Source organism: Nocardia sp. NPDC049707, from assembly GCF_040674855.1.
In the GTDB taxonomy this organism is placed as follows: Bacteria; Actinomycetota; Actinomycetes; order Mycobacteriales; family Mycobacteriaceae; genus Nocardia.
In genome coordinates, this window is record NZ_JBFANN010000022.1 from 74670 (window position 1) to 95236 (window position 20567).

Here is a 20567-nt window from a genome sequence, read left to right on the forward strand (position 1 = left end):
CCGGCGGCCTCCGCATCGTCGTTCGATGTCGCCTCGCAAAGCCACGGGCATCCACCGATGCTTCGGTGCCCTCGCTTCGACTGCTAACTCAGTTCCCTACCGGGCGGTGGGGATGGTTCTCCAGGTCGCGAAGGGGCGGAGGCTCCTGCGAGATCGATCTGGGGTGTCCCGGCCCCAGCCCCGGACCAGGGCGGCCAGGCTATCCACCCTGTGACACGAGCGCAGCCACTTCGAGGCAAGACACGGTTGCCCCAGCGAGCAACCGAAGCCCAAGGACACATGGCCAGCGCCACAGCCCCTGCCTCAGCTGGTGCTGGTGCTGGTGCTGGTGCGGATCGCAAGGGATAGCAGCCACCGCCCGGACTGACCGAGTTCGCACGTCGCATCGGCATCCAAGACTGGTTCGCCTCGTAAGTCCGCATGACGCGAGTTATCGACGTATGGTCGACGCCGGTTTGCCGATGCGGCGGAGACATCGGCGTCTACAGCGGGTTATTTTTGAACCAATCGAACAATCCCTGATCGGTCTTGGGACGGTTGGAGGGGGAATCAGGACGGACGGATACGGCTCGAATGGCGATGTCGCTGCTCTGATCCAACGCAACGAGCGTCGGCAAGGGATCGGTGATGCAGGTGAACCGGCCGACGGTCGTGCCATTTCGAATCGACGGTTGCTCCGGAACCGTTGCACCGTCGCACGCGCGCCCGCCGGACTTCCTCATGACACCATCGAAAAACTGGGTCGCGATCGGATGGTTCGGAAATTGGAAAACCCTTGCTGTCGGCGCACCAGACTCGTTGCCCAAGCAGAGAACGACGGCGGTCGCATCGCTCTCGGGTGCCTCGTGTCGACAGTATCGCGGCTCGTAGGCTTTGGGCAGTTTGGTGAGCAGATCGCGGTCGGCCGGAGTGTAGAAGTCCGGGTCCCTCGGAGTGGTCTGGAATTGCGAATTCCCGTCTCCCGTGTCGTGCAGTGTCCAGTAGGACAAGCCAGCGCTACCGCCCACCGACTCGGTGAACGAGAAAACCGCCATGCTCATGGCCGCATCGTCGGTTTGGATCACCCCCGCCGTCGGTGGTGTCGTCGTGGTATTCGTGAAGCAGGCCATGCGCCCGACCTGCCTGCCGGCCCTCGTCGCGGGGCCGTCGGGGCCGGGTGGATAGCCCGGACAGCTGCTGGTCTGCAACACCATCCCGTGATAGGCCTTGCCTAGTGCGTCGGCGTTGGGAAACAGGTAGAACTCCGCACTGGGCACACGGATTTCGGGAATCTCGTCGCAGCTGAGATGGGCTTTCTCCCCCAGAATCGCCTCTGGGTTCAGGTGGTGACAGATGCTGCGGTTATACGGGTCTTGCAGGATCTTCAGCAGAGTGACGTCGTCGGCGGTGAATTCGGATTTCGCCGACCCTGGGGTCGGTGGTGCGGGCTTGTGGAGCAGCGGCCAGGTTCCGACGGCCACAACGGCCACAACGGCGGCGGCAGCGGCCGCGGCGATCCAGAGGCGACGTAGCCGGCGCCTGCGCGCCTGGACGGATCTCGCCTTGGGCGTGGAGGTCGCCCGCGGTGTTGGATGCGCCGCCACGGTGGGATCGTATTCGGATACGGCGAGAGGGCTTTCGTCTTCGGCGTCGCCGGTAGGCGATGCAAGTGCGGCGTGGGCGGCCGCGGCCAGTTCGCCGGCGCTGGCGTAGCGTTCATCGGGCGACTTCGCCATACCGCGCGCGACGACAGCGTCGATCGAGACCGGAATTCCCGGTGCGTAGCTGCTCGTTCGGGGTGGAAGTTCGATCATGTGGGCCCGCATGATGGCGGCGTCGCCGCCGTCGGTCGAGTAAGGGCGGGTGCCGGTCAGACATTCGTGCAACACGCACGCCAGGGCATACACATCGACAGCCGGGGTGGTCGGGCCGGCTCGGAAACGTTCGGGTGCCATGTAATTGAACGAGCCGATCGCCGATCCGGTCTGGGTCAGGCGTTCGTCGGTGTCCGTGTTGGCCAGGCCGAAGTCGACCAGGTAGGCGAACCCGTCGTCGGTGAGCAGGATATTGTCCGGCTTGACGTCACGATGGATCAGGCCGTCGTGGTGTGCGGCATCGAGTCCGGCTGCGATCTGGCTGATCACCGAGACAGCTTGCTCGGGCGGCAGCGGGCCGCGGGTTCGCACCACGGTGCGCAGGCTTTCGCCGTGCACAAGTCGCATGTCGATGTAGAGCAGCCCGTCGATCTCGCCGTAGTCGTGGATCGGGATGACGTGGGGCTCCTGCAGCAGCGCGGCGATGTGGGATTCGCGCCGGAACCGGGCCCGATAAACCGGGTCGTCGGCCAGCTGTTCGGGCAGCACCTTCACCGCGACCACCCGGCCCTTGGTGGTGTCGAGCGCCTCGAATACCCTGCCCATCCCACCGGAACCGATCAGCCGCCGCAGGCGATATTTCCCGAAAGCCGACCCTGGCATCAGTGGCGGCCGTAGGTTGTTCACGACTGCCTTGCCTGCGTTGCGGATAATCTGCGCAGGCTGGTCGAAATCGAGAATCGGCGCTTGAACATTGTCGACTTACCAACTGGTCGACGACACGGCTTCGGCCCCTTCGGCGAAAGCACGACCCCACTGACACACGATCTATACCCCTCCGCATTGTAGTCCAACGGTGTTGGCCGGCGTGCTACGACTGCTCGGGTATCGACAGGCTCTCGCGCCGACATATCCAGCGAATGCTGGTGACTCACTGCTGCGGCACGCGGCCGGCACTGCGATCGCTCCGGCGTTCGGGCAACCGAAGAACGCCCGCAGGAACTCGCGTCCGGGCGGATACGGCAACGGCACCGCCCGATCGGCCTCCAGACCGTCCGGTGGCCAGACCGCCACCGCCCATGCGTCGGGTCGAGTGGGTAGCTCACTGCCTCCGCGACCAGTTCGCGGCCCTCCTCGCGGAAAAAGGTGTAGCGCGGTAGGCATCGGCTCGGTTGCGAACATCCGCGACAACGGTGGACGGCATTCGTGAACTCCTGGGAAGCTGGTTCGGATAGCGGCGCGCGGTGGGTGAGGTCTGCAGCTGCATTGGTCGCAGCCTTGACGAGAATCTTCGGCGTCGGCGCTCGTCCCGAATAGCCACCACAGGTGGCGATCGTTTTCACCCCTGGGGCAACATCTCCCGCCCTGGGTGGCACAGCACGGCTGGTCGGCGCCGATTCCACCACGGTTGTACAACGGGCCGGTCCGCTGCCCACGGGATACAGCATCGAAGACTGGGCACCTGTCACTACAGGTGAGTCGGGCGCCGCAGTCTTTCGCAGCGAGGACGCCACCCGGGGAACTGCTGGCACGCCTCGAACCCGAGATTGCGCGGATGATTGCCCAGGAGGCCGTGGACACGGTCGTCTGTCACGGGGACCTGTGCCTGCCCAACATCGTTGTGGACCCGGAAACACCGAAGGTGTCCGGATTCATCGACCCGGGCCGTCTCGGGCTGGCCGACCGTTACGCCGATCTGGCATTGCTGCTCGCCAACGCGCGCGAGACCTGGGAGAACGAGGAGCAGGCGCTGGCTGCGGACACGGTGTTCGCGGAGAAGTACGGCCTCGTCCTGGACCGTGACCGGCTGAACTTCTACCTTCACCTCGACCCCCTCACCTGGGGATGAGGAAGAGCTTGGATCGGCCCGCGAGGGTAGGCAGGAGCTGCCTCGGGCGCGAGACGCGAAAGCTCAGAGGCACTGTTCGAGGTCGGCGCGCAGGCTGTCATATGTCGGAGCCAGAGCACGCAAAGTTTGTGCGGCGGTGCAGGTGTCACCGATGGCCACGGATTGCTGCAGCGCACCGACCAGATGGGCTTGGCGGTCCATGGTGGTCGCCGCAATGCTGAACCCCGCCCGGTGCAGGCAGGTGGCGGCATCGGTCAAGCGCCGCGCGCCGACGCGGATGGCGAAATGGACGAGGTGCTCGCGAACTTCGCCGTCACCAGCGTCGAGCAGGTCGGCCAGAGCAAGAGCGGCGTGGCCGTTGGCCAGACTGCCCGAAGGCATCGGGTGCCGCGGATCGGCGGCGAGCCAGGCGACCGCCCGCGGCAGGACAGCGATGAGGGCGGCATCGACGCTGACGCGAGCGACCCGAGTGAAGTCGGTGCGCATTGTGTATGGCTGGCCGTAGGTCAGCAGGTCGGCGCGCCAGGCATCCATGAAGTCGGGCAGCGGCAGCCGCGCATACGGGTATCCCTGGGGATCGTGCACAGTAATGTGATCACGCTCGACACCGACGGCAATGAGGTAGTGGTCGGCACCGATGGGGCCGGTCATGCCCGGCTGATAGCGCAGATGCCCCATCTCGACCGGGCCGACCATGACCGGCCCGGCCTCCAGCAGCGAAGTGAGCTGGCCGAGCGCATCATCGGCGTCGCTGCCACTGAGGGTGCGCGCGGTCCAGCCGAGCACGGCCAAGGCATCCTGCACACCGGTCTCGGGCGTCCACCCATAAGGATCGAAGAACGGCAGCGCGCCGCCGACGAGTTGCATACCGAACGGGCTGCCGGTCACGGTCTCGATCACCCCCGGCTCGGGGGCATCGGCGCCCATCATCATGGCCAGCGAGTTCGTGTAGCAGTACGGGCCCGATCCCCGGTACGGAACGTGGAGCATGGCGGCAGCGTGCCAGTTTTCCGAGGAAAACACCACCGACCTGCCACTGGCAGTGTCGGGCTGAGCGCTAGGTGACAGTTGGTGGCTGTAGTCGCACTCGGCCAGCAGGTCGGGCGTATTCTGTGCTGAGTCCCAGAGGTGTATGCGAAGTGACCGTCGATGGAGTCTGATCCCTTCAAAACCCAACGTGATGTTGATGTTGATGTTGACGTCGTCGCGGAGTTGAGTACGGTCGGGCTGCAGGACGCCGAGGAGATCGGGCGGGGCGGCTTCGGCATCGTGTATCGGTGTCGCCAGCGTGGGCTGGACCGCCTGGTAGCAGTGAAGGTTCTCACCAGTGAACTGGAGGAGAATCGGGAACGTTTCTTTCGCGAGCAGCGGGCGATGGGCCGGTTGACCGGACATCCGAATATCGTCGAGGTACTCCAAGTCGGGGAAACCGAGACGAAACAGCCGTTCCTGGTGATGCCGTATCACCCCCAGGGTTCGTTGGAGGCACGCATCCGTCGTGATGGCCCACTGCCGCTGGAGGACGTGCTCCACCTGGGGGTGAAAATGGCGGGTGCCCTGGAGACAGCGCATCGCGCCGAAGTCCTGCATCGCGACGTCAAACCGCCGAATATTCTGCTCAGCGACTATGGTGAGCCGGCATTGACGGACTTCGGCATCGCGCACCTCGTCGGCGGGTTCCGGACGGCGACCGGTACGGTCACCGGCTCGCCCGCCTTCACCGCACCTGAGGTCCTCGGTGGGGTCCCAACCAGCCGTGAGTCCGACGTTTACGGGCTCGGCGCCACATTGTTTTGTGCGCTCACCGGTCACGCCGCCTTCGAGCGCCGCGGCGGCGAACAAGTCGTGGCGCAATTCATGCGCATCACCAGCCAGCCGGTTCCGGACCTACGCGAGCACGGCGTCCCGGAGGATGTGGCCGCGGTCATCGAGCTCGCGATGTGTCGCGACCCGCGCAACCGCCCCACCGCCGCAACACTCGGCGAGCAGCTTCAACGGGTCCAGTCCGCTCACGGTCTCGCGGTCGACCAGATGGCGGTGAGCGCCGAACCAGCCGGCGAGCAGGCAACACCGGCGACGGCTGCGCACGGATCCGGCGTTCACGCCGACAGCAGCGTTGGGTCGCAGGGGCGCAGCGGGAATCTACCGTTGGAGCTAACGAGTTTTGTGGATCGGCGCACCCAGGTCGCGGAGGCGAAGAACCTGCTGTCGGGATCGCGTCTGGTCACGCTGACGGGTATCGGTGGGGTCGGCAAATCGCGCCTCGCGCTGCACGTCGCCCACAAACTACAGCGAGATTTCGCTGACGGCGCCTGGCTGGTCGAGCTGGCCGAGCTGCGCGATCCGGCATTGCTGGTCGACATCGTGGCCACCTCGCTCGGTGTACGGCAAGTCGGCAGACCGATGCTCGAAGTCCTGGTGGAACACTTGTTCACCCGCGAAACGCTGTTGGTAATCGACAACTGCGAGCACATGATCGACGCGGTCGCGAAACTCGTCGAGTCACTCCTGCGGGCGTGCCCACGGCTGCGGATCCTGGCAACCAGCCGCGAAGCCCTCGGCATCGGCGGGGAATCGGCGATGCCGGTACCGCCATTGAGATTCCCAGCCCCGGGTAGCGGGCCATCCATACCGCAAGCAGCCGTCTACGACTCCATGACGCTGTTCGCGGAGCGAGCTGCGGCGGTGGTGCCCGGCTTCCAACTGAGCGCGGACAACCAGGACAGTGTGGCCGGAATTTGTGCCCGCCTGGACGGATTACCGTTGGCGATCGAACTGGCGGCAGCACGGCTACGCACCATGTCGAGCGAATAGATCCTGGCGCGGCTGACCGACCGGTTCGCCGTACTGACCCACGGCTATCGGAGCGCGCCGACACGACAGCAAACGCTGGGCTGGTGCATCGGCTGGAGCTATGACCTGTGCACACCGGCCGAGCAGCGATTGTGGGGCCGGCTGGCGATATTCGCCGGCAGCTTCGAACTCGACGCCGCGGTAGACATCTGCGGCGCCGACATGGACGAGTCGGCGTTTTTGGATACGTTGTCCCCACTGGCCGACAAGTCCATCGTGATCCGGGAGCAATCCGGTCCCGCAGTGCGGTTCCGAATGCTCGAGACCGTCCAGGAATACGGCATACAGAAGATCAAACAGACTGGCGAATACGATCAACTTCGTCGCCGCCACCGCGACTGGTACGAACGGCTGGCGCTCGAGGCGAAGGCGGACTGGATCAGCCCCCACCAACTCGAGTGGCTCACCCGACTCGAGCGCGAACTACCAAACCTGCGCAAAGCACTGGAGTACAGCCGATCAGGGGCTCACGCAGCCGGGCTGCGCACCACCGCCACTCTCTTCGGTTTCTGGTTTTCGAGTGGGCGGATCACCGAGGGGCGCCGCTGGTGCGAGCGCATGCTTACAGCCGCATCCGACGCCCCGGCAATCGATCGAGCCAAGGCCCTCTACACGAGCAGTGTATTCGCTGCACAACTAGGCGATCTGTCCGCTGCAACCAGTCGCGTGGCCGAGCTTCGGACCCTTACCGACCAGACAGCCGACCCCGCGATGGGTGCCCTGCTCGCCTACGCCGCCGGGTACACCGCTCTCAACAGCGGCGATCTGGCGCGCGCACGTGCCGAGTTGAGCGATGCCGTCGAAGCATTCAGCGCTAGCGGTGACGTCGAATTCCACTTAAGGGCACTGGTCATACTCGGCTGGAGTTATGTGCTGCAGGGGGATCTGCCGAGCGGCGTCGCCTGCCTCGAGACCGTGCTGGCTATAGCCGATTCTCACGGCGAGATCGAGATCCGGTCGCTGGCACTGCGGCCCATGGCGCTGGCGGCTTGGCGGCAGGGGCACCACGAGAGGGCCGAGCAACTGTTGGAGCAAGCCCTTCGATCGGCGCGACAGGTGGTCGATCCGATCGTCATCGCAGTCAGTTTAGAGGTACTGGCCTGGATCACCGTCGAGCAGCGCAATGCGCGGAGAGCTGCGGTGTTATTGGGCGCCGCACATGGGCTCGGTCACGCGGTCGGCTCCAGCCTCAATTTTCCCCACATGGTTGACTACCACGACGAATGCGAGCGCCGCGCATACGATGTACTCGGCAGGCCAGGATATGACTCCGCCTTCCAGCACGGCGCAGCGATGAGTTTGCAGTCGGCGGTCGACTTCGCGCTCGGAGAGCAACATGAAGACGTGACGTCAGCGGATCATGGATCGGCGAGACTGACCAAACGTGAGCGCCAAGTCGTCGACCTCATCGCCGAGGGATTGACCAACAAGGCGATCGCAGCCCGGCTGGTGATCTCGCAGCGCACAGCAGAAGGACACGTCGAGCACATACTCGCCAAACTCGAATTCACCTCACGAACCCAAATCGCAGCCTGGGCAGCAGAACATTCCCGCGACAAGCTCGCATAAAGCGAATCGAGGGGGTGCCCTCCACACCCTTGTCGATGCACCATCGATGGGCTCCGCAGACGGCCCGATCAGACTCGCCAGGCATTGGTAGCCGTCGGGCAGCGGCAGTTGGCCCGCGGTCCCGGGCAACCTCGGCAACCGGTCGACCCTCGTCGCTGTTCTTCCAGGTCGCCGACGGAAAGATCACCTCGATCCGAGAATATTGCGACACACTCCACGTCAAAGACGTTCTCTACCAATAATCGGTCGGGAGGACATCGATCGGACGCCGGGCTGCATGTCGATCGGGATCGTGCGACACGACGCCGGCGTACTCAGCTGGAGAGTTTCCACACGCGCACGGCCAGGTGGATTTCCAGGCGGCGCGGGCCGTCCAGCCAGTCGGCTCCGAGCAGCGCGCCGATGCGGGACAGTCGCTGGCGCACGGTGTTGCGATGGATGAACAGCTCCGCGGCCGTGCGAGCCAGATTGGCGCCGTATTCCAGGTGCGCCCAGGCGGTTTCGGTGAGAGCGGTGTGGTGCTGCGCGTCGTAGTCCAGAAGCGGCTGGATTTCAGCGAGTGGGTCGAAGGCTGAGTCGAGGGTGTGCGCGGCGTCGAGGAGCAGGCCCACTGCGCCCAGGCGTGCGCCGTCCAGCAGCGCGCCGCCACGGCCGAGCATCAGCAGCGTCGACAGGGCCCGGCGCGCCTGCCGATAGGAGGCGGCCAGACTCTCGAACCCGATCGCGGGACCGGCGAAACCGATCGTCGACTCGTCGGCGAGGGCAGCGTGCACGCGCCTGGCCAGTGTGCCGTCGTCGGCAGCCACCACACAGAAGTCGCCGTCGTAGCGGGCGATCAGCGCGCGCGGCGTGGCCACGGCAGACCGCAGCCGGGTCTGCATGCGCCGGTCGTCCGCACGAGGCGCGGCGACGACGAGCACGGTGAGCGCATCGTCCGGTCGCAGCCCGAAACGTATGGCGCCCTGCCGTTTCCGGGCCGTCGGCACCTCCCGGCCGGACAGCAGATCGTCGAGTAGTTCGGTTTGCAGCTGCAGGGTTGCGTCGTGGGCAGCCCGGTCGAACAGGCGCAGGATGGTCAAGAAGATGGCCAAGCGTTCCAACAATCCGGCGGGCAGGTCGAGGGATCGGTCCATCAGCACCAGGGTTGCCAGGTGATCACTGGCGGTGCGGGCGGGGATCAGCGTGAATGCCTCACCGTCGCCGCGGATTTCCTGGGGTTCGCCCGTCCTGGCCACCTCGCGGAGTGGCCGGGCCAGGATGCCGGCCGTGAGTCGCGCGATGCGTTGCGCCCAGTGTTCGTCGTAGGCGCGGGTCGCGAGGACGCCGTCGGCGGCGTCCAGCACCGCGACTCGCGTCGCCGCTACGCGCTGGGCCAGATCGGCGAAGCCCTCGTACCCGCCACCACCGATCACCGTCTCGATCAGGCGCCGGTCCAGCGCCATCAAGCTCTGCAGTTCCGACATCTCGTGCTGCTGGGATACCTGCTCCCGCCCCAGCCGCTCCAGCGCGCCGCGGATCGAGGAGAACCGCTCGGCGTTGTCCAACGCCACCGCCGCGTGCTTGCCGATCGTATCGACCAGATCGACGGTCGCCTCCGGGTATTCGCGCCGCGCGCGGTCCGCGATCAGCAGCGCGCCGACCACCTTGCCGTGCAGGTACATCGGGACACCGAGGATCGACCGGACCCCTTCGGCCCGCACGATCGCGTCCACTTCGGGCAGATGGGTGATTTCCGGATCATTGAGGTAGTCGGCGCTCTGATACGAGGTCACGCCCGCCGCCGCGCGGCCCACGATGCCGGTGCCGATCGGCATACGCAGCAGCCGATACGCCTCGGTACGGACACCGTCGGATCTGCGGATGTAGGTCTGGTTGCTGGCGTGATCGTTGAGACTGAGATAGGCCATATCGCTGCCCGACAGGGTCCGGGTGCGAGCCACGATCGCCTGCAGCACCGCTTCCACATCGCGGATGCCGCTCAGATCGGTGGCCGTGTCGTAGAGCGCGCGCAACACGTCCTCGCGGCGATTGCGTTCGGCAACCCGCATGCCCAGGTCGCGGGCAGCGGCAGCGGCGGCTTCGGTCAACTCGCCGCGGGCGAGCGCTTCGGCGACGCGGCCTTCAAGTTCACGTTGGGAGATCCCGGCCTGGATGCCCATCAGAATCTCGGAGACCGACGCATCCATGCAAGCCATCCTTATGTTCATTATGAACTGTGATCTCGTAACTCTATATGCATTGCGGCTATATCGCGGAGGCGACGGCCCGCCTAGCGTCGATCGCATGCAGATAACCGGAGCCGTGCTCGAGGAGACCAGTCGCGGGCGACCGTTCGCGCAGTCGCGGCCACTCACCGTCCAACAAATCGAGCTGGCGGAGCCCGGCCCGAGCGAACTACTCGTCCGCATCGAAGCCGCGGGCGTGTGTCATTCCGACCTCAGCGTGGTCGACGGCAACCGGGTTCGTCCGCTACCCATGCTGCTCGGCCACGAAGCGGCCGGTCTCGTGGTCCGAACCGGTTCCGAAGTCACGGATCTGGCCGCCGGACAGCGCGTGGTGATGTCGTTTTTGCCACGCTGCGAGCAGTGTGCGGCCTGCGCCGAAGGCGGGCGACTACCGTGCCCGGCAGGCAGCCGTAGCAACAACGCGGGGGAATTGCTGCACCACCAGGGGCGGCTGTCGCGCGATGGTGTGCGCGTCAACCATCACCTCGGCGTCTCCGCCTTCGGCACCCACGCAGTGGTCGACCGTGCCTCTGTCGTGCCGGTCGACGCCGATGTCCCGGCGCAGGTCGCTGCCCTGTTCGGCTGTGCCGTTCTAACCGGCGGCGGCGCGGTGCTCAATGTCGCACGCCCAGGTCCCGACGACGAGGTCATGGTCATCGGCCTCGGCGGGGTGGGAATGGCGGCGGTGCTGGTCGCCAAGGCCCTGGGCGTGCGGCGGCTCATCGCCGTCGACACGCTGCGGGCCAAGGCCGAGCAGGCGCTGACCCTCGGCGCGGACTCGGCATATACACCGGACGAGGTGATCAACAAGGGAATTCGGGCGCGCTACGTCATCGAATGCGCGGGCCACGCGCGCGCCTTCGAAACGGCCTACGCCGCGACCGCAATCGGCGGCACCACCGTCACGGCGGGGCTACCCGGCCCGGACGCCCTCGCCACCATCTCACCACTCACCCTGACCGCCGAGGCGCGGACAGTCGTCGGCAGCTACCTGGGATCGGCCCTGCCGTCCCGCGATATTCCGCGCTATGTCCAGATGTGGCGCGACGGCGTGCTGCCCGTGGAGCAGTTGATCTCGGACCGGATCGAACTGTCGCGAATCAACGAGGCCATGGACCGGCTCGCGGATGGGCAAGCCATCCGCCAGATCATCACCTTCGACGAGGCGCGATGAAGGGCCACTACATCGATGGCACGTGGACCGGCGACGAACCGTCGCTACCCGTGGAGAACCCTGCCACCGGCGCGATCATCGCGCGGGTCGCCGACGCCGACGCCGCCGTGGGACAGCGCGCCCTGGAGGCCGCAGCTGCCGCACAGGACAAATGGGCGCGCACCAGCCCGCGCTCCCGCGCCGATCTCCTGATGGCCGTCTTCGGTCTGCTGCACGAACGCGCCGACCGGATCGCCGCGCTGATCACCGCGGAAATGGGCAAGCCACTGGCCGAAGCCCGCGGCGAAGTCAGCTATGCCGCCGAGTTCTTCCGCTGGTTCGCCGAGGAGAGCGTGCGCGCCGCGGGCGGTTACCGCCTCGCGCCCTCGGGCACCCGGCGCATCGTCACCATGAGCCAGCCGGTCGGCCCGGTATTGGCCATCACGCCGTGGAACTTCCCGTTGGCCATGGGAGCCCGCAAGATCGCTCCGGCGCTGGGCGCCGGCTGCACGATCGTGCTCAAACCCGCACCGCAGACCCCGCTGACCAGCCTCGCCCTGATGGAACTGCTGGACGAGGCGGGGGTCCCGGCGGGCGTGGTCAATTGCGTCACCACCTCCGACGCCGCGGCGGTGTGCACACCGCTGCTCGCCGACCCCCGGCTGCGCAAGCTGACCTTCACCGGTTCGACTGCGGTCGGCAGAACCCTGCTGGCCCTATCTGCCCCGCGCGTCTTGCGCACCTCGATGGAGCTGGGCGGCAACGCACCCTTCGTCGTCCTGGCCCACGCCGACCTCGACAAGGCCGTGGCCGGCGCGGTCGAGGCGAAGATGCGCAACTCCGGTGAAGCGTGCACCTCCGCCAATCGGTTCCTGGTGCACGAGTCGCTGGCCGAGGAGTTCGCGGCGCGGTTGACGGAGCGGCTGGCGGCCCTGCGGGTCGGTGACGGGGCCGAGCCCGGCACCCAGGTTGGGCCGCTCATCGACGCGACGGCCGTCGCCTCCGTCGAGCGCCTCGTCGACGAGGCCGTGCGTGCCGGCGCCAGGGTGCGCACCGGCGGACACCGCCGCCCAGGCCCCGGCTACTTCTTCGAACCGACGGTACTGACCGACGTCCCCGCCGACGCCCGGATCCTGCACACGGAGATCTTCGGTCCCGTTGCCCCCATTCGCACGTTCTTCACCACCGCCGAGGCGCTGGCCGCCGCCAACACCACCACCGCCGGGCTGATCGGGTACGTCTATGGCGAAAACCTCAACGAGACATTGACTTTCGCCGAGAACCTCGAAACCGGGATGGTCGGTGTAAACGCGGGCGTGGTCTCTGACCCAGCCGCCCCCTTCGGTGGCGTCAAGGAATCTGGCCTCGGTCGCGAGGGTGGCCGGGAGGGGCTCGACGAGTACCTCGAGACCAAGTACCTGGGTCTTGCCCTCTGACAGCAGCTCCGTCGATTGCATGAGCACCTCTCAGAGTCACTGCGCTCGCCGGTGACGATTGATGGCTGCTCCTTGTCGCGCCTGTGAGGCCGCAATCATGGGTCTCCTCGCGGGGCTCGGCCGGTTCGATACCGGCCCGCACCCTTACCTCGACCTGAGGATCGAGGCCACGGCCACCATCGATCCGGTCCGCGCGGGCCGGGCCGCCGCTCCCGAGTTATCGCGCTCTTGGGCGGTGGCCGGCGGATCGTAGGGTGGACATGCGGCACCGGGCACGGCTTATCTACAGCAGACCTTGGCGGCCGACCTCGACTTCCGTGGCGCCATCGCCATCGATCCGGCCTCGGATGTCGAGAAGGTGTTCGTCCGCCGGATGTCCGGGCGGGCTCGGCGAACCCCGCTCATCTCAGGAACCTCGCCGGGCGGGCCTTGCACACAGATCCCAACCGGCGGCTACCAGAATTCCTCGAGTCGCCGCCAGTCCGGAACCTCAGCAACTCAAATCGGGCAATCATCAACAACCGCAAGTGAATTCGCTAAGCGCCGGATTTCTCAGATAGGGACCCCACGTGCCATACGGCGCCCGAACGTGAACCGGCAGGATTGTGGTTCGGATGCCGTGTCGAAAAGCGTGTTGCGAAGTCGGGATTGCTGGCTATGCGGGAACCTGGCCTGTTGCTTCGTATCTGCTGCCGTCGGGCCGGCGGCTTTCGGCGAGGAAGTTCAGCACGCTTTCTTTGGTCGGCTCCACACGGTCGAGGTGCGGATAGTGACCGGAGTCCTCGATCATCGCGATGGTGGTGGGTGCACCCGACAGTTGCTCGGATGCTCGGCGTGCCTCGGCAGCCGGGTCGGCCATATCGGGGTCCTTGGTTCCGGTGACGATCAGAACCGGGCAACGAACTTCGTCGTAGCGCACGGCAGGCCCGGCCAGGGACTCAGCGGTTTGAGCGCGGAGCGCCTCCATACGTCCCGGCTCGGCCAGGTTGGCTTTCACAGCAGCGACCGCGCGGGTGAAATCCGCGGGCTTGGCGGTCGGGAACAGCGAGCGGTAGAACATCGCCCACAGCCCCGGGGTGCGGGTGACCAACCAGGAGGCGGCCCGCATCCACGCTTTCGGCCTGCTGCCGCTGGCGAACGTGCCGATGAGGACAAGCCCGGTCACCTCGTCCGGTGCCTGCGCCGCCGCCCATACCGCACCCGCGCACCCGATCGAATGCCCGATCACCGTCGCCTGTCCGCCCAGCAGGCGGATCAACGCCAGTATGTCGCCACCGACTGCGGCGCAGTCATAGCTCGGCCAGTGGACGCTCGACCGGCCGTATCCACGCACATCCATCGCGGCTACTCGATAGCCGGCCGCCGCCAGTTCCGGTGCCAGTAGCCGGAAGGTCGAACTGTTGTCGCCGAGCCCGTTGACGCACACGATCAGCGGGCCATCATCCGGGCCGAACGACTGGTAGGCGATCCGGCCGTCCGTCAACTCCAGGAAGTGCGTATTCATCGTTCCCTCTTTCGAGATCAGCGCGGTTCTTGTGTGAGCGCTGCTCTCCACTGTGATCAGTGTACCGATTCAGACGCCATTTGCAAGAGCGCTGCTCACTTTCATGAGCATTGATCCAAATGCGTCTGCCGATCCGCTGGTGTTGTCGCACCCTCAGGTGGCGCCGGTGCCCGGAACCTGGTGCGGCACAGAACGTCCGCTATTGCTGATTACTGCGCTGTTCGGTCCGGCTAGTTCGGGCCAGCCGAACCAAAAGACCACGCAGGAGAACGTCTAGCTCACCAACCGATGACGGATCGCAGCGAGATCGGCCGCGCTGGCCCCCGCGGCGAGCAGGCAGGCCTCGACGTCGAGGCCATCAAGAGCCTCGAGGACGGCCTGGACATGCGAACTAGTGTCCTGCCCAGGGCGAAACGACAGCGTGTAATCCTCGGCGATGGCCGAGGGTTCCGCATCAACCAGCGCCAGCAGCAGAAGCGCTATCAGACCCGTACGGTCTCGACCGAGCCCGCAGTGGAACAGGACGCCGCCCTCTTGCGCTTGGGCCATGGCTCGCACGACAGCTACACAGCGCTCGGGCTTGCGTTCCAAGAACGGGCGGAAGAACCTCGGTGTGCCGCTGAGGCGTTCACGCTCGAGATACTCCCAGCATCAGTCCGACCCGGACAATTCGATTCGATCGACGTAGAGCGGAGGGGCAGTCCGCGCAGCGTACTGCCGGATCTCGTCGTCGTTGCGGAGGTCGATGATCGTCCGGACACCGGCCTCGGCGGCCATCAGCCAGCCAGCTGCCGTAATCCCTGCAGGGCCTGCTGAGCGAACAAACGCCCCGAACCGGGTCCAGCCACCGTCACGCGTCGGTACGCCGCCGAGGTCCCTGGTGTTCAGAAACCCGTCCCAACCGATATGGCGGTGCGTCAACTCACCACTACCGTGACAGTCCGTTCCATCCACACCCTGCACTCCAGCAACTCTATGGCCGAACCCGATGCCTTAATACTGCAACGACACTCAGGTGAGTGGGTGTCCACGGCGTCGGTAGTGGGAGAGGCGGGCTTGGTATTGGCGACGGCGTCGCCATCTCGACCAGGCCCAGATGTGACTGGCTTCATGGTGGCGGGTGAGGACGAATGCGACGAGTAGCCGGCGGATCTCGGGTAGTGTCAGCGCGATCATGTCTTCGTCGTTGCCGCCGAGTCCCCCTTTGCGGCAACGGTTTTGGAGGCGGCCAGCCAGGCCAGGGCGAGCATCGACAGGGTGATGTGGGCGTACCACGCCCGAAAGGTGCGGACCTGGTAGTGGTCGAGCCCGGCCTCGCCCTTGGCCTGCTGAAACGATTCTTCGATGTGCCACCGCGATCCTGCTGTCCAGGCCAGGTCCACCAGTCTGGCGTTGTGCGGCCCGTAGCACAGGTAGTAGGCGATCTCGGTCGGGTCGCTGATGCTGCGCCGCGCCAGCAGCCAGTGCCCGCGTCCGCGCGCCCAGCTGCCGTCGATCGGGTGGCGCGCCCAGTCGTATTCGCGGGGTCCGTGTGCACCGGCGCCGACCGACAACCGTTGCCACGCCGAGGCCGCGAACTCGGCGACCAGCGTATCCGCGCGGGCGCTGCGGTCGGCGCGGGTGGTGACCTGCTGGTCGCAGCGGGTGGCCATCACGTAGAACACGTTGTGGTCTTCGAGCCAGTCGCGCAGGTAGCCGGCCTGGCCGTAGGCTTCGTCGGCGGTGAACCATCCGAACGGGATCCCGGCGGCGAGCACCCGCTCCAGCATGGTGATCACCTGGCGTGGCTTGGTGGCGAATTCCACCTCGTCGGGTATTCCGGCGTCGCGGCAGCGATCCCGATCCGATGTCCACGATTCGGGAAGATACAGTTCCCGGTCGATCAGCGCGTGCCCATGCCGCGATGCGTACGCCAAGAACACCCCGATCTGGCAGTTTTCCGTGCGTCCGGCCGTGCCGGAGTACTGTCGTTGCACCCCAGCCGATTTCACGCCCTTCTTCAGGAATCCGGTCTCGTCGGCCGACACCACCGCCTCCGGATCGCCGAGGTGCTCGACCACATAGGCACGGACATCATCGCGGACCCCATCGACATCCCAATCCGCCTTACGCAACAACCGCTGCATCCCCTGCGGGCCCGCCTCCCCAGCATGCTCGGCCACGGTCCACCCGTTCTTACGTTCCAGGCCCGCTACCAGCCCCGACACGTATTCGCGCGCCCGAGCCCGCGGCTCGGACCGCGCGAATCGACAACCGACCCTGCTGATCAACGAATCCAACTCGGCCACAACATGATCCAACGCCACACAACAGATCTACCAGCACCGACTCATGCAAGTGTCGTTGCAGTATTAACCCAAGAGTGGATGACCTCACCTTCCACCGACCGGAGACGAACTCGAAAACGCTCAACGACAACAGAATTCAGCGAGAGGCACCATCAGTGCTTAGGAGGTCGTCAGGGTATCGCTCCCACGTACCCGGGTACGTGACGCGGTCCGAGGGTGGTCGTATGACAACTTCGAACAACGCCGCTACTGGTGGGCACGGCGGTCGGTATCCTCCTGCGGCCATTGAGTGCTGAAGTACTTTGTGACATAGGCGTACACGTCGTCGACGGAGAAGGGCCGCCGTTCATATCGCGGCACCGTGCCACGGACCGCGCCGAGTTCGTTCACGGTCAACTGGCGGGCAGCCACGACGCACCGGTACAGCGGTGGATCTTCCGCGACGGCGTTGGCCAGCTTCTGCGCAACAGCGAAGCACCTAGGTTCTGTATCGAAGTCTGTGATGGGGTGGCACCGCTGTGCGGTGCCACCCCATCTGCATGTTTGGTGGAAGTTGTTGCCCACGTTGGCATATGGGTGAGGTCTCCGGTATTTCGGGTTAGCGACCAAGCAAACCTGAACAGTGCCGGAGACCTCGTGGCCAGAGTAGCGGTGGCGGGGCGAGCGGATCTGACCGATGCCCAGTGGGCGCGGTTGGAGCCGTTGTTGCCTCGCGGGAAAAAGGCGGGCCGCCCGCCGAAATGGACGAAACGTCAGCTCATCGACGGGATTCGGTGGCGGACCCGGGTGGGGTCGCCGTGGCGGGACGTGCCGACCGAGTACGGGTCCTGGCCGGCGGTGTATGGATTGTTCCGGCGCTGGCAGCGGGCCGGGGTGTGGGCGCTGCTCCTGAAGTTGTTGCAGGCGTTCGCCGATGCCGCCGGGGCGATCGTGTGGCAGGTCAGTGTCGACTCCACGATCGCGAGGGCTCATCAGCACGCGGCTGGAGCTCGCCGAGACGGTGACCGGCAGGCCGAGCCGCCCGGCGGTGTCGCGACCGAGCCGGCCGATCATGCGCTGGGGCGTTCCCGGGGCGGCTGGACTACCAAGCTGCATCTGGCCTGCGAGCAAGGCTGTCGGCTTCTTTCGGTGCTGATCACACCAGGTCAAGCTGGGGACAGCCCGCAGATGATGGCGGTGCTCGACGCGATCGAGGTACCCAAACCAGGCGGTGGCCGACCGCGGGTGCGCCCTGGTCGGATCCTGGCCGACAAGGCGTATTCCAGTCGCAGCAACCGCGAATGGCTGCGCCAACGCGGCATCAGGGTAACCATCCCAGTTCCGGCGGACCAGGCAGCGCACCGCCGCAACCGCGGCCGCACCGGAGGCCGGCCACCAGCGTTCGACCCGGTGATCTACCGCGACCGCAACGCTGTCGAACGTGGCATCAACCAGCTCAAACAACACCGAGCGGTAGCGACGAGATATGACAAACTCGCTGTCCGCTATCTGGCCACTATCCACATCGCTGCCATCAATCACTGGCTACGACACCAATGAGGGCGGGACAACCGACCCGCCCTCACCACTTCGATACAGAACCTAGTCCCGCTCGGCGGTCGCTGGGCAGAGCTATGTCGAGGCTGTGATCGCCGATCCGCGCCCGGCAAGGCCGATCGCATGTGTGTGCTCACCTTGGCAGGGCGGCGGACGGCATCGCGTGAGGCGGGACCCGGCCTCACCCGAGGCGCGGCACAGCGGATGGCGCTTTCGGAAGGGTTCCACGGTGGTGACGCGGGCCTGCGTGACGGCCTGTACCGGATGCAGGCCGGCGAAGTCGAACGGCTCGGGAGCGAGTTGCGCGGACCATCAGCCGCTCAGATCGAGTTCATCACGGCCGCGAACACCGCACGCCGATAGTGGCTTCGGCAGGCGCCGTCTGCCGGTTGAGACGCGGGAGCAGCTGCGAGTGCGCATGCGCGGGGTGCGCGGGAAGTCTTCCTGCGCACCAGGGATGTGCTGCCTGGCCGCCGCACCCTCCGATAAATACCGGTCGAGGGACCTCATCCGAGGCGGGCCTCGCCGGTGCACGGAGGTGTTACTACTCGCCGCGACCTGCTGGGTTGGTGCGCGTACGACCAGGTTGATTCGGACGTCTGCGATGGTACCGCCCAATCCGTGGCCGACAGATCACGCCAGCCAATGGGTTTCCTTTACGTGAGTGTCGCCCGTATCCCAGTCCGATTCGCCGGCACACGCTATCCAATGCAACGAGTGAAAGCGTTCCTCGGTGAGCAGTTCGTGCACGCCGTGGATGCGTTCTTCGTATTCTTCGGCTTCGTCCGGAGCGAACTCCTGCAAGGTGCGGAGCGTGTCGAAATGACCGGCGAGGCACGAGTAGTAATGCATTTCAGCAAGGATTTCGTCGCGAGATCGAAGTACCGCATTGTCGACGAAAGGCTGTAGTCGTTCACCCAGCACCGGCAGGTGATCGGCCGCTTCCGTCAGGTCTGCGCGTTGATCGGCCGCCGGCACGCTGTCCAACCTTCCCGTAGCCCATAACAACATATTCAGCGACTCAGCGCGCCATGTGAGTCGATGCTGGTGGAATGCTCTTTGTTTCCAGAACATTTCGTCTTCCGGAAGCTCGACAATAGCCAGTATTTGCCTTTCCTGCGTGGTGAATTCAGATATCATGCTTTCCGCCCGCATCCACTCCACGATTTCACGGGGGTCGGAATGAAAAAGAACTCCGAGCAATCCATGTAATGCCAGGATTCTCCTGGCCACGGTGGTCGAGCTACGAAACTGGATATCGAAAGAATCTTCGACCGGGGCCAGGAACTCGTATTCCAGGCCATGCTGTCGCGCGCGAGCCATTACCGAAGTTGCCATTTTCTCGGACACTCTCTTGTGAACCCCCATGTTGCGAAAGGCGCTGTGTGCGTGGTGAAGTTTAGTGAGTTTTCTGAGCTTCTGCGATTCCGGCTGCGTTGCGCAGAGCTACCAAGTGCCAGTCGATCTGGCCTCGCAGCCCAGCGGGTCGAAACTTCCACACCCGAAGCCATGGGCGCTTGACCGACAGGCACCACATGATCGATATCAGCTACGAGGCCGTGAGCGTGGCGCGGGGTGCCGAGCTGTCCAGTGATGCCATGGTGTGGAACCGGGTGGGTGCGCTCTGCGTCATATTGTTCGGGGGCGAGCTGCGCGACGGAGGGAGGCGGGGGGTGTCCGGGGAGCTCCAGATCGAGGTGGACCGGCTGCGTGAGGCGGCCCGATTTGCCTCGGGTGAGGCCCAGGCGATCCGAGACGAGCTGTTGAAGCTCGACGACGCGATCGGTAAGGAACTGCTCGCCGAAGGATGGCAAGGGAAAGCTGCCAGCGCCTACGACGAGTCCTGGCTCGAATGGAAGCACGGTTCCGAGACGGTCATCGCCGCGCTGGAGGAATCCTCCGCTGACCTCGCTGAAGCCGCCGCGTCGTACTTCGTCGGCATGATCTCTACCTTCCCGATCAAGAAGGTGGGCATTGGCCCAGGACGGTTCAAACCCCTGAACGTGTCATCCGTGACAGGTTCAGGGGGTTCGACCGCTTCTCGAGCGTGGTGGGGAGCGACCGGGGTTGCCGCAATCGTTTGCGTTCTCCCGCGAGCAGCTCTACGAACTGCTTCTTGGGCAATTCGAGGCGGTGGTAGGAAACGCTGGTGGCAGTCCCGAGGACGCACCAGGCGAGGAAGTCGGCCTCGACGGGCCCGAGTTCCGGGCTGGCACACTGCACGATCGCGGCAAGTCGATGCCGATATCTCGCAGTTGGCAACGCAGTTCGGCGCGCTCGGTTTCGGACGGGTGCCGATGGTGTCGGCCATGTAGCGCTGGCGATACCCCTTCGATATCTTCTGCGATACCGATAATTCGG

Annotated in this window: 16 protein-coding genes and 2 pseudogenes; 10 read left to right on the top strand and 8 right to left on the bottom strand. The window is 65.5% G+C overall.

Annotated features, from left to right (window positions below; genetic code table 11):
* Nucleotides 1-482: 482 nt before the first annotated feature.
* Entirely contained in the window at nt 483-2456 is a 1974-nt protein-coding gene (locus tag AB0J29_RS20695) for a serine/threonine-protein kinase (protein WP_364788331.1), read from the bottom strand.
* A gap of 838 nt (nt 2457-3294) precedes the next feature.
* Here AB0J29_RS20695 and AB0J29_RS20700 point away from each other — a divergent pair.
* Nucleotides 3295-3642: pseudogene (locus AB0J29_RS20700) on the top strand (phosphotransferase); the annotation flags it as partial.
* Between the two features lie 63 nt (nt 3643-3705).
* On the opposite strand, the gene AB0J29_RS20705 reads toward AB0J29_RS20700, so the two are convergent.
* A complete protein-coding gene (locus AB0J29_RS20705; protein WP_364788334.1) occupies nt 3706-4632 on the bottom strand; it encodes a hypothetical protein in 927 nt (308 codons plus the stop codon).
* A gap of 159 nt (nt 4633-4791) precedes the next feature.
* Between AB0J29_RS20705 and AB0J29_RS20710 the strand changes: the two genes are divergently transcribed.
* Both AB0J29_RS20710 and AB0J29_RS20715 read left to right on the top strand, forming a co-directional pair.
* Nucleotides 4792-6456: a protein kinase gene (locus AB0J29_RS20710; RefSeq protein WP_364788337.1), complete on the top strand. Its 1665-nt coding sequence runs from the start codon at nt 4792-4794 to the stop codon at nt 6454-6456.
* Between the two features lie 129 nt (nt 6457-6585).
* Nucleotides 6586-8064, top strand: a complete 1479-nt coding sequence (locus AB0J29_RS20715) for a LuxR C-terminal-related transcriptional regulator (RefSeq protein ID WP_364788340.1) — start codon at nt 6586-6588, stop codon at nt 8062-8064.
* 314 nt (nt 8065-8378) lie between these two features.
* Here the strand turns inward: AB0J29_RS20715 and AB0J29_RS20720 are convergent, their stop codons facing one another.
* Entirely contained in the window at nt 8379-10250 is a 1872-nt protein-coding gene (locus AB0J29_RS20720; RefSeq protein WP_364788343.1) for a helix-turn-helix domain-containing protein, read from the bottom strand.
* Nucleotides 10251-10347: 97 nt separating this feature from the next.
* On the opposite strand from AB0J29_RS20720, the gene AB0J29_RS20725 reads away from it, so the two are divergent.
* The 3 genes from AB0J29_RS20725 (at nt 10348) to AB0J29_RS20735 (ending at nt 13131) form a co-directional block, all read left to right on the top strand.
* Nucleotides 10348-11463 carry an alcohol dehydrogenase catalytic domain-containing protein gene (locus tag AB0J29_RS20725; protein WP_364788346.1) on the top strand — a complete coding sequence of 372 codons (1116 nt, stop codon included), beginning with the start codon at nt 10348-10350 and terminating at the stop codon, nt 11461-11463.
* Entirely contained in the window at nt 11460-12878 is a 1419-nt protein-coding gene (locus tag AB0J29_RS20730) for an NAD-dependent succinate-semialdehyde dehydrogenase (RefSeq protein ID WP_364788349.1), read from the top strand. Before AB0J29_RS20725 ends, AB0J29_RS20730 begins: the two co-directional genes overlap by 4 nt.
* Nucleotides 12879-12975: 97 nt before the next feature.
* On the top strand, nt 12976-13131 hold the full coding sequence (locus AB0J29_RS20735; protein ID WP_364788352.1) for a hypothetical protein: 156 nt from the start codon (nt 12976-12978) through the stop codon (nt 13129-13131).
* Nucleotides 13132-13533: 402 nt separating this feature from the next.
* Here AB0J29_RS20735 and AB0J29_RS20740 read toward each other — a convergent pair whose 3' ends face one another.
* Nucleotides 13534-14382, bottom strand: a complete 849-nt coding sequence (locus AB0J29_RS20740) for an alpha/beta hydrolase (RefSeq protein WP_364788355.1) — start codon at nt 14380-14382, stop codon at nt 13534-13536.
* Nucleotides 14383-14434: 52 nt separating this feature from the next.
* On the opposite strand from AB0J29_RS20740, the gene AB0J29_RS20745 reads away from it, so the two are divergent.
* Nucleotides 14435-14659: a hypothetical protein gene (locus AB0J29_RS20745; protein ID WP_364788358.1), complete on the top strand. Its 225-nt coding sequence runs from the start codon at nt 14435-14437 to the stop codon at nt 14657-14659.
* Here the strand turns inward: AB0J29_RS20745 and AB0J29_RS20750 are convergent.
* The 3 genes and pseudogenes from AB0J29_RS20750 to AB0J29_RS20760 all read right to left on the bottom strand — a co-directional run bounded on the left by AB0J29_RS20750 (nt 14656) and on the right by AB0J29_RS20760 (nt 17081).
* Nucleotides 14656-15345, bottom strand: a pseudogene (locus tag AB0J29_RS20750) (tyrosine-protein phosphatase). The gene AB0J29_RS20745 and the pseudogene AB0J29_RS20750 sit on opposite strands and share 4 nt — an antisense overlap.
* Before the next feature lie 209 nt (nt 15346-15554).
* On the bottom strand, nt 15555-16688 hold the full coding sequence (locus tag AB0J29_RS20755; protein ID WP_364788361.1) for an IS701 family transposase: 1134 nt from the start codon (nt 16686-16688) through the stop codon (nt 15555-15557).
* Between the two features lie 228 nt (nt 16689-16916).
* Nucleotides 16917-17081 (bottom strand): hypothetical protein, encoded by a 165-nt coding sequence (locus AB0J29_RS20760; RefSeq protein ID WP_364788364.1) that lies wholly within the window; start codon nt 17079-17081, stop codon nt 16917-16919.
* Nucleotides 17082-17306: 225 nt separating this feature from the next.
* Here AB0J29_RS20760 and AB0J29_RS20765 point away from each other — a divergent pair, with 225 nt between their 5' ends.
* Nucleotides 17307-18209, top strand: a complete 903-nt coding sequence (locus tag AB0J29_RS20765; RefSeq protein ID WP_364788367.1) for an IS5 family transposase — start codon at nt 17307-17309, stop codon at nt 18207-18209.
* Nucleotides 18210-18329: 120 nt separating this feature from the next.
* Nucleotides 18330-18569: a hypothetical protein gene (locus AB0J29_RS20770; protein ID WP_364788370.1), complete on the top strand. Its 240-nt coding sequence runs from the start codon at nt 18330-18332 to the stop codon at nt 18567-18569.
* 270 nt (nt 18570-18839) lie between these two features.
* Here the strand turns inward: AB0J29_RS20770 and AB0J29_RS20775 are convergent, their stop codons facing one another.
* Nucleotides 18840-19544 (bottom strand): DUF4272 domain-containing protein, encoded by a 705-nt coding sequence (locus AB0J29_RS20775; protein WP_364788373.1) that lies wholly within the window; start codon nt 19542-19544, stop codon nt 18840-18842.
* Nucleotides 19545-19741: 197 nt separating this feature from the next.
* Between AB0J29_RS20775 and AB0J29_RS20780 the strand changes: the two genes are divergently transcribed.
* Nucleotides 19742-20521: a WXG100 family type VII secretion target gene (locus tag AB0J29_RS20780; RefSeq protein ID WP_364788376.1), complete on the top strand. Its 780-nt coding sequence runs from the start codon at nt 19742-19744 to the stop codon at nt 20519-20521.
* The last annotated feature ends 46 nt before the right edge of the window (nt 20522-20567 follow it).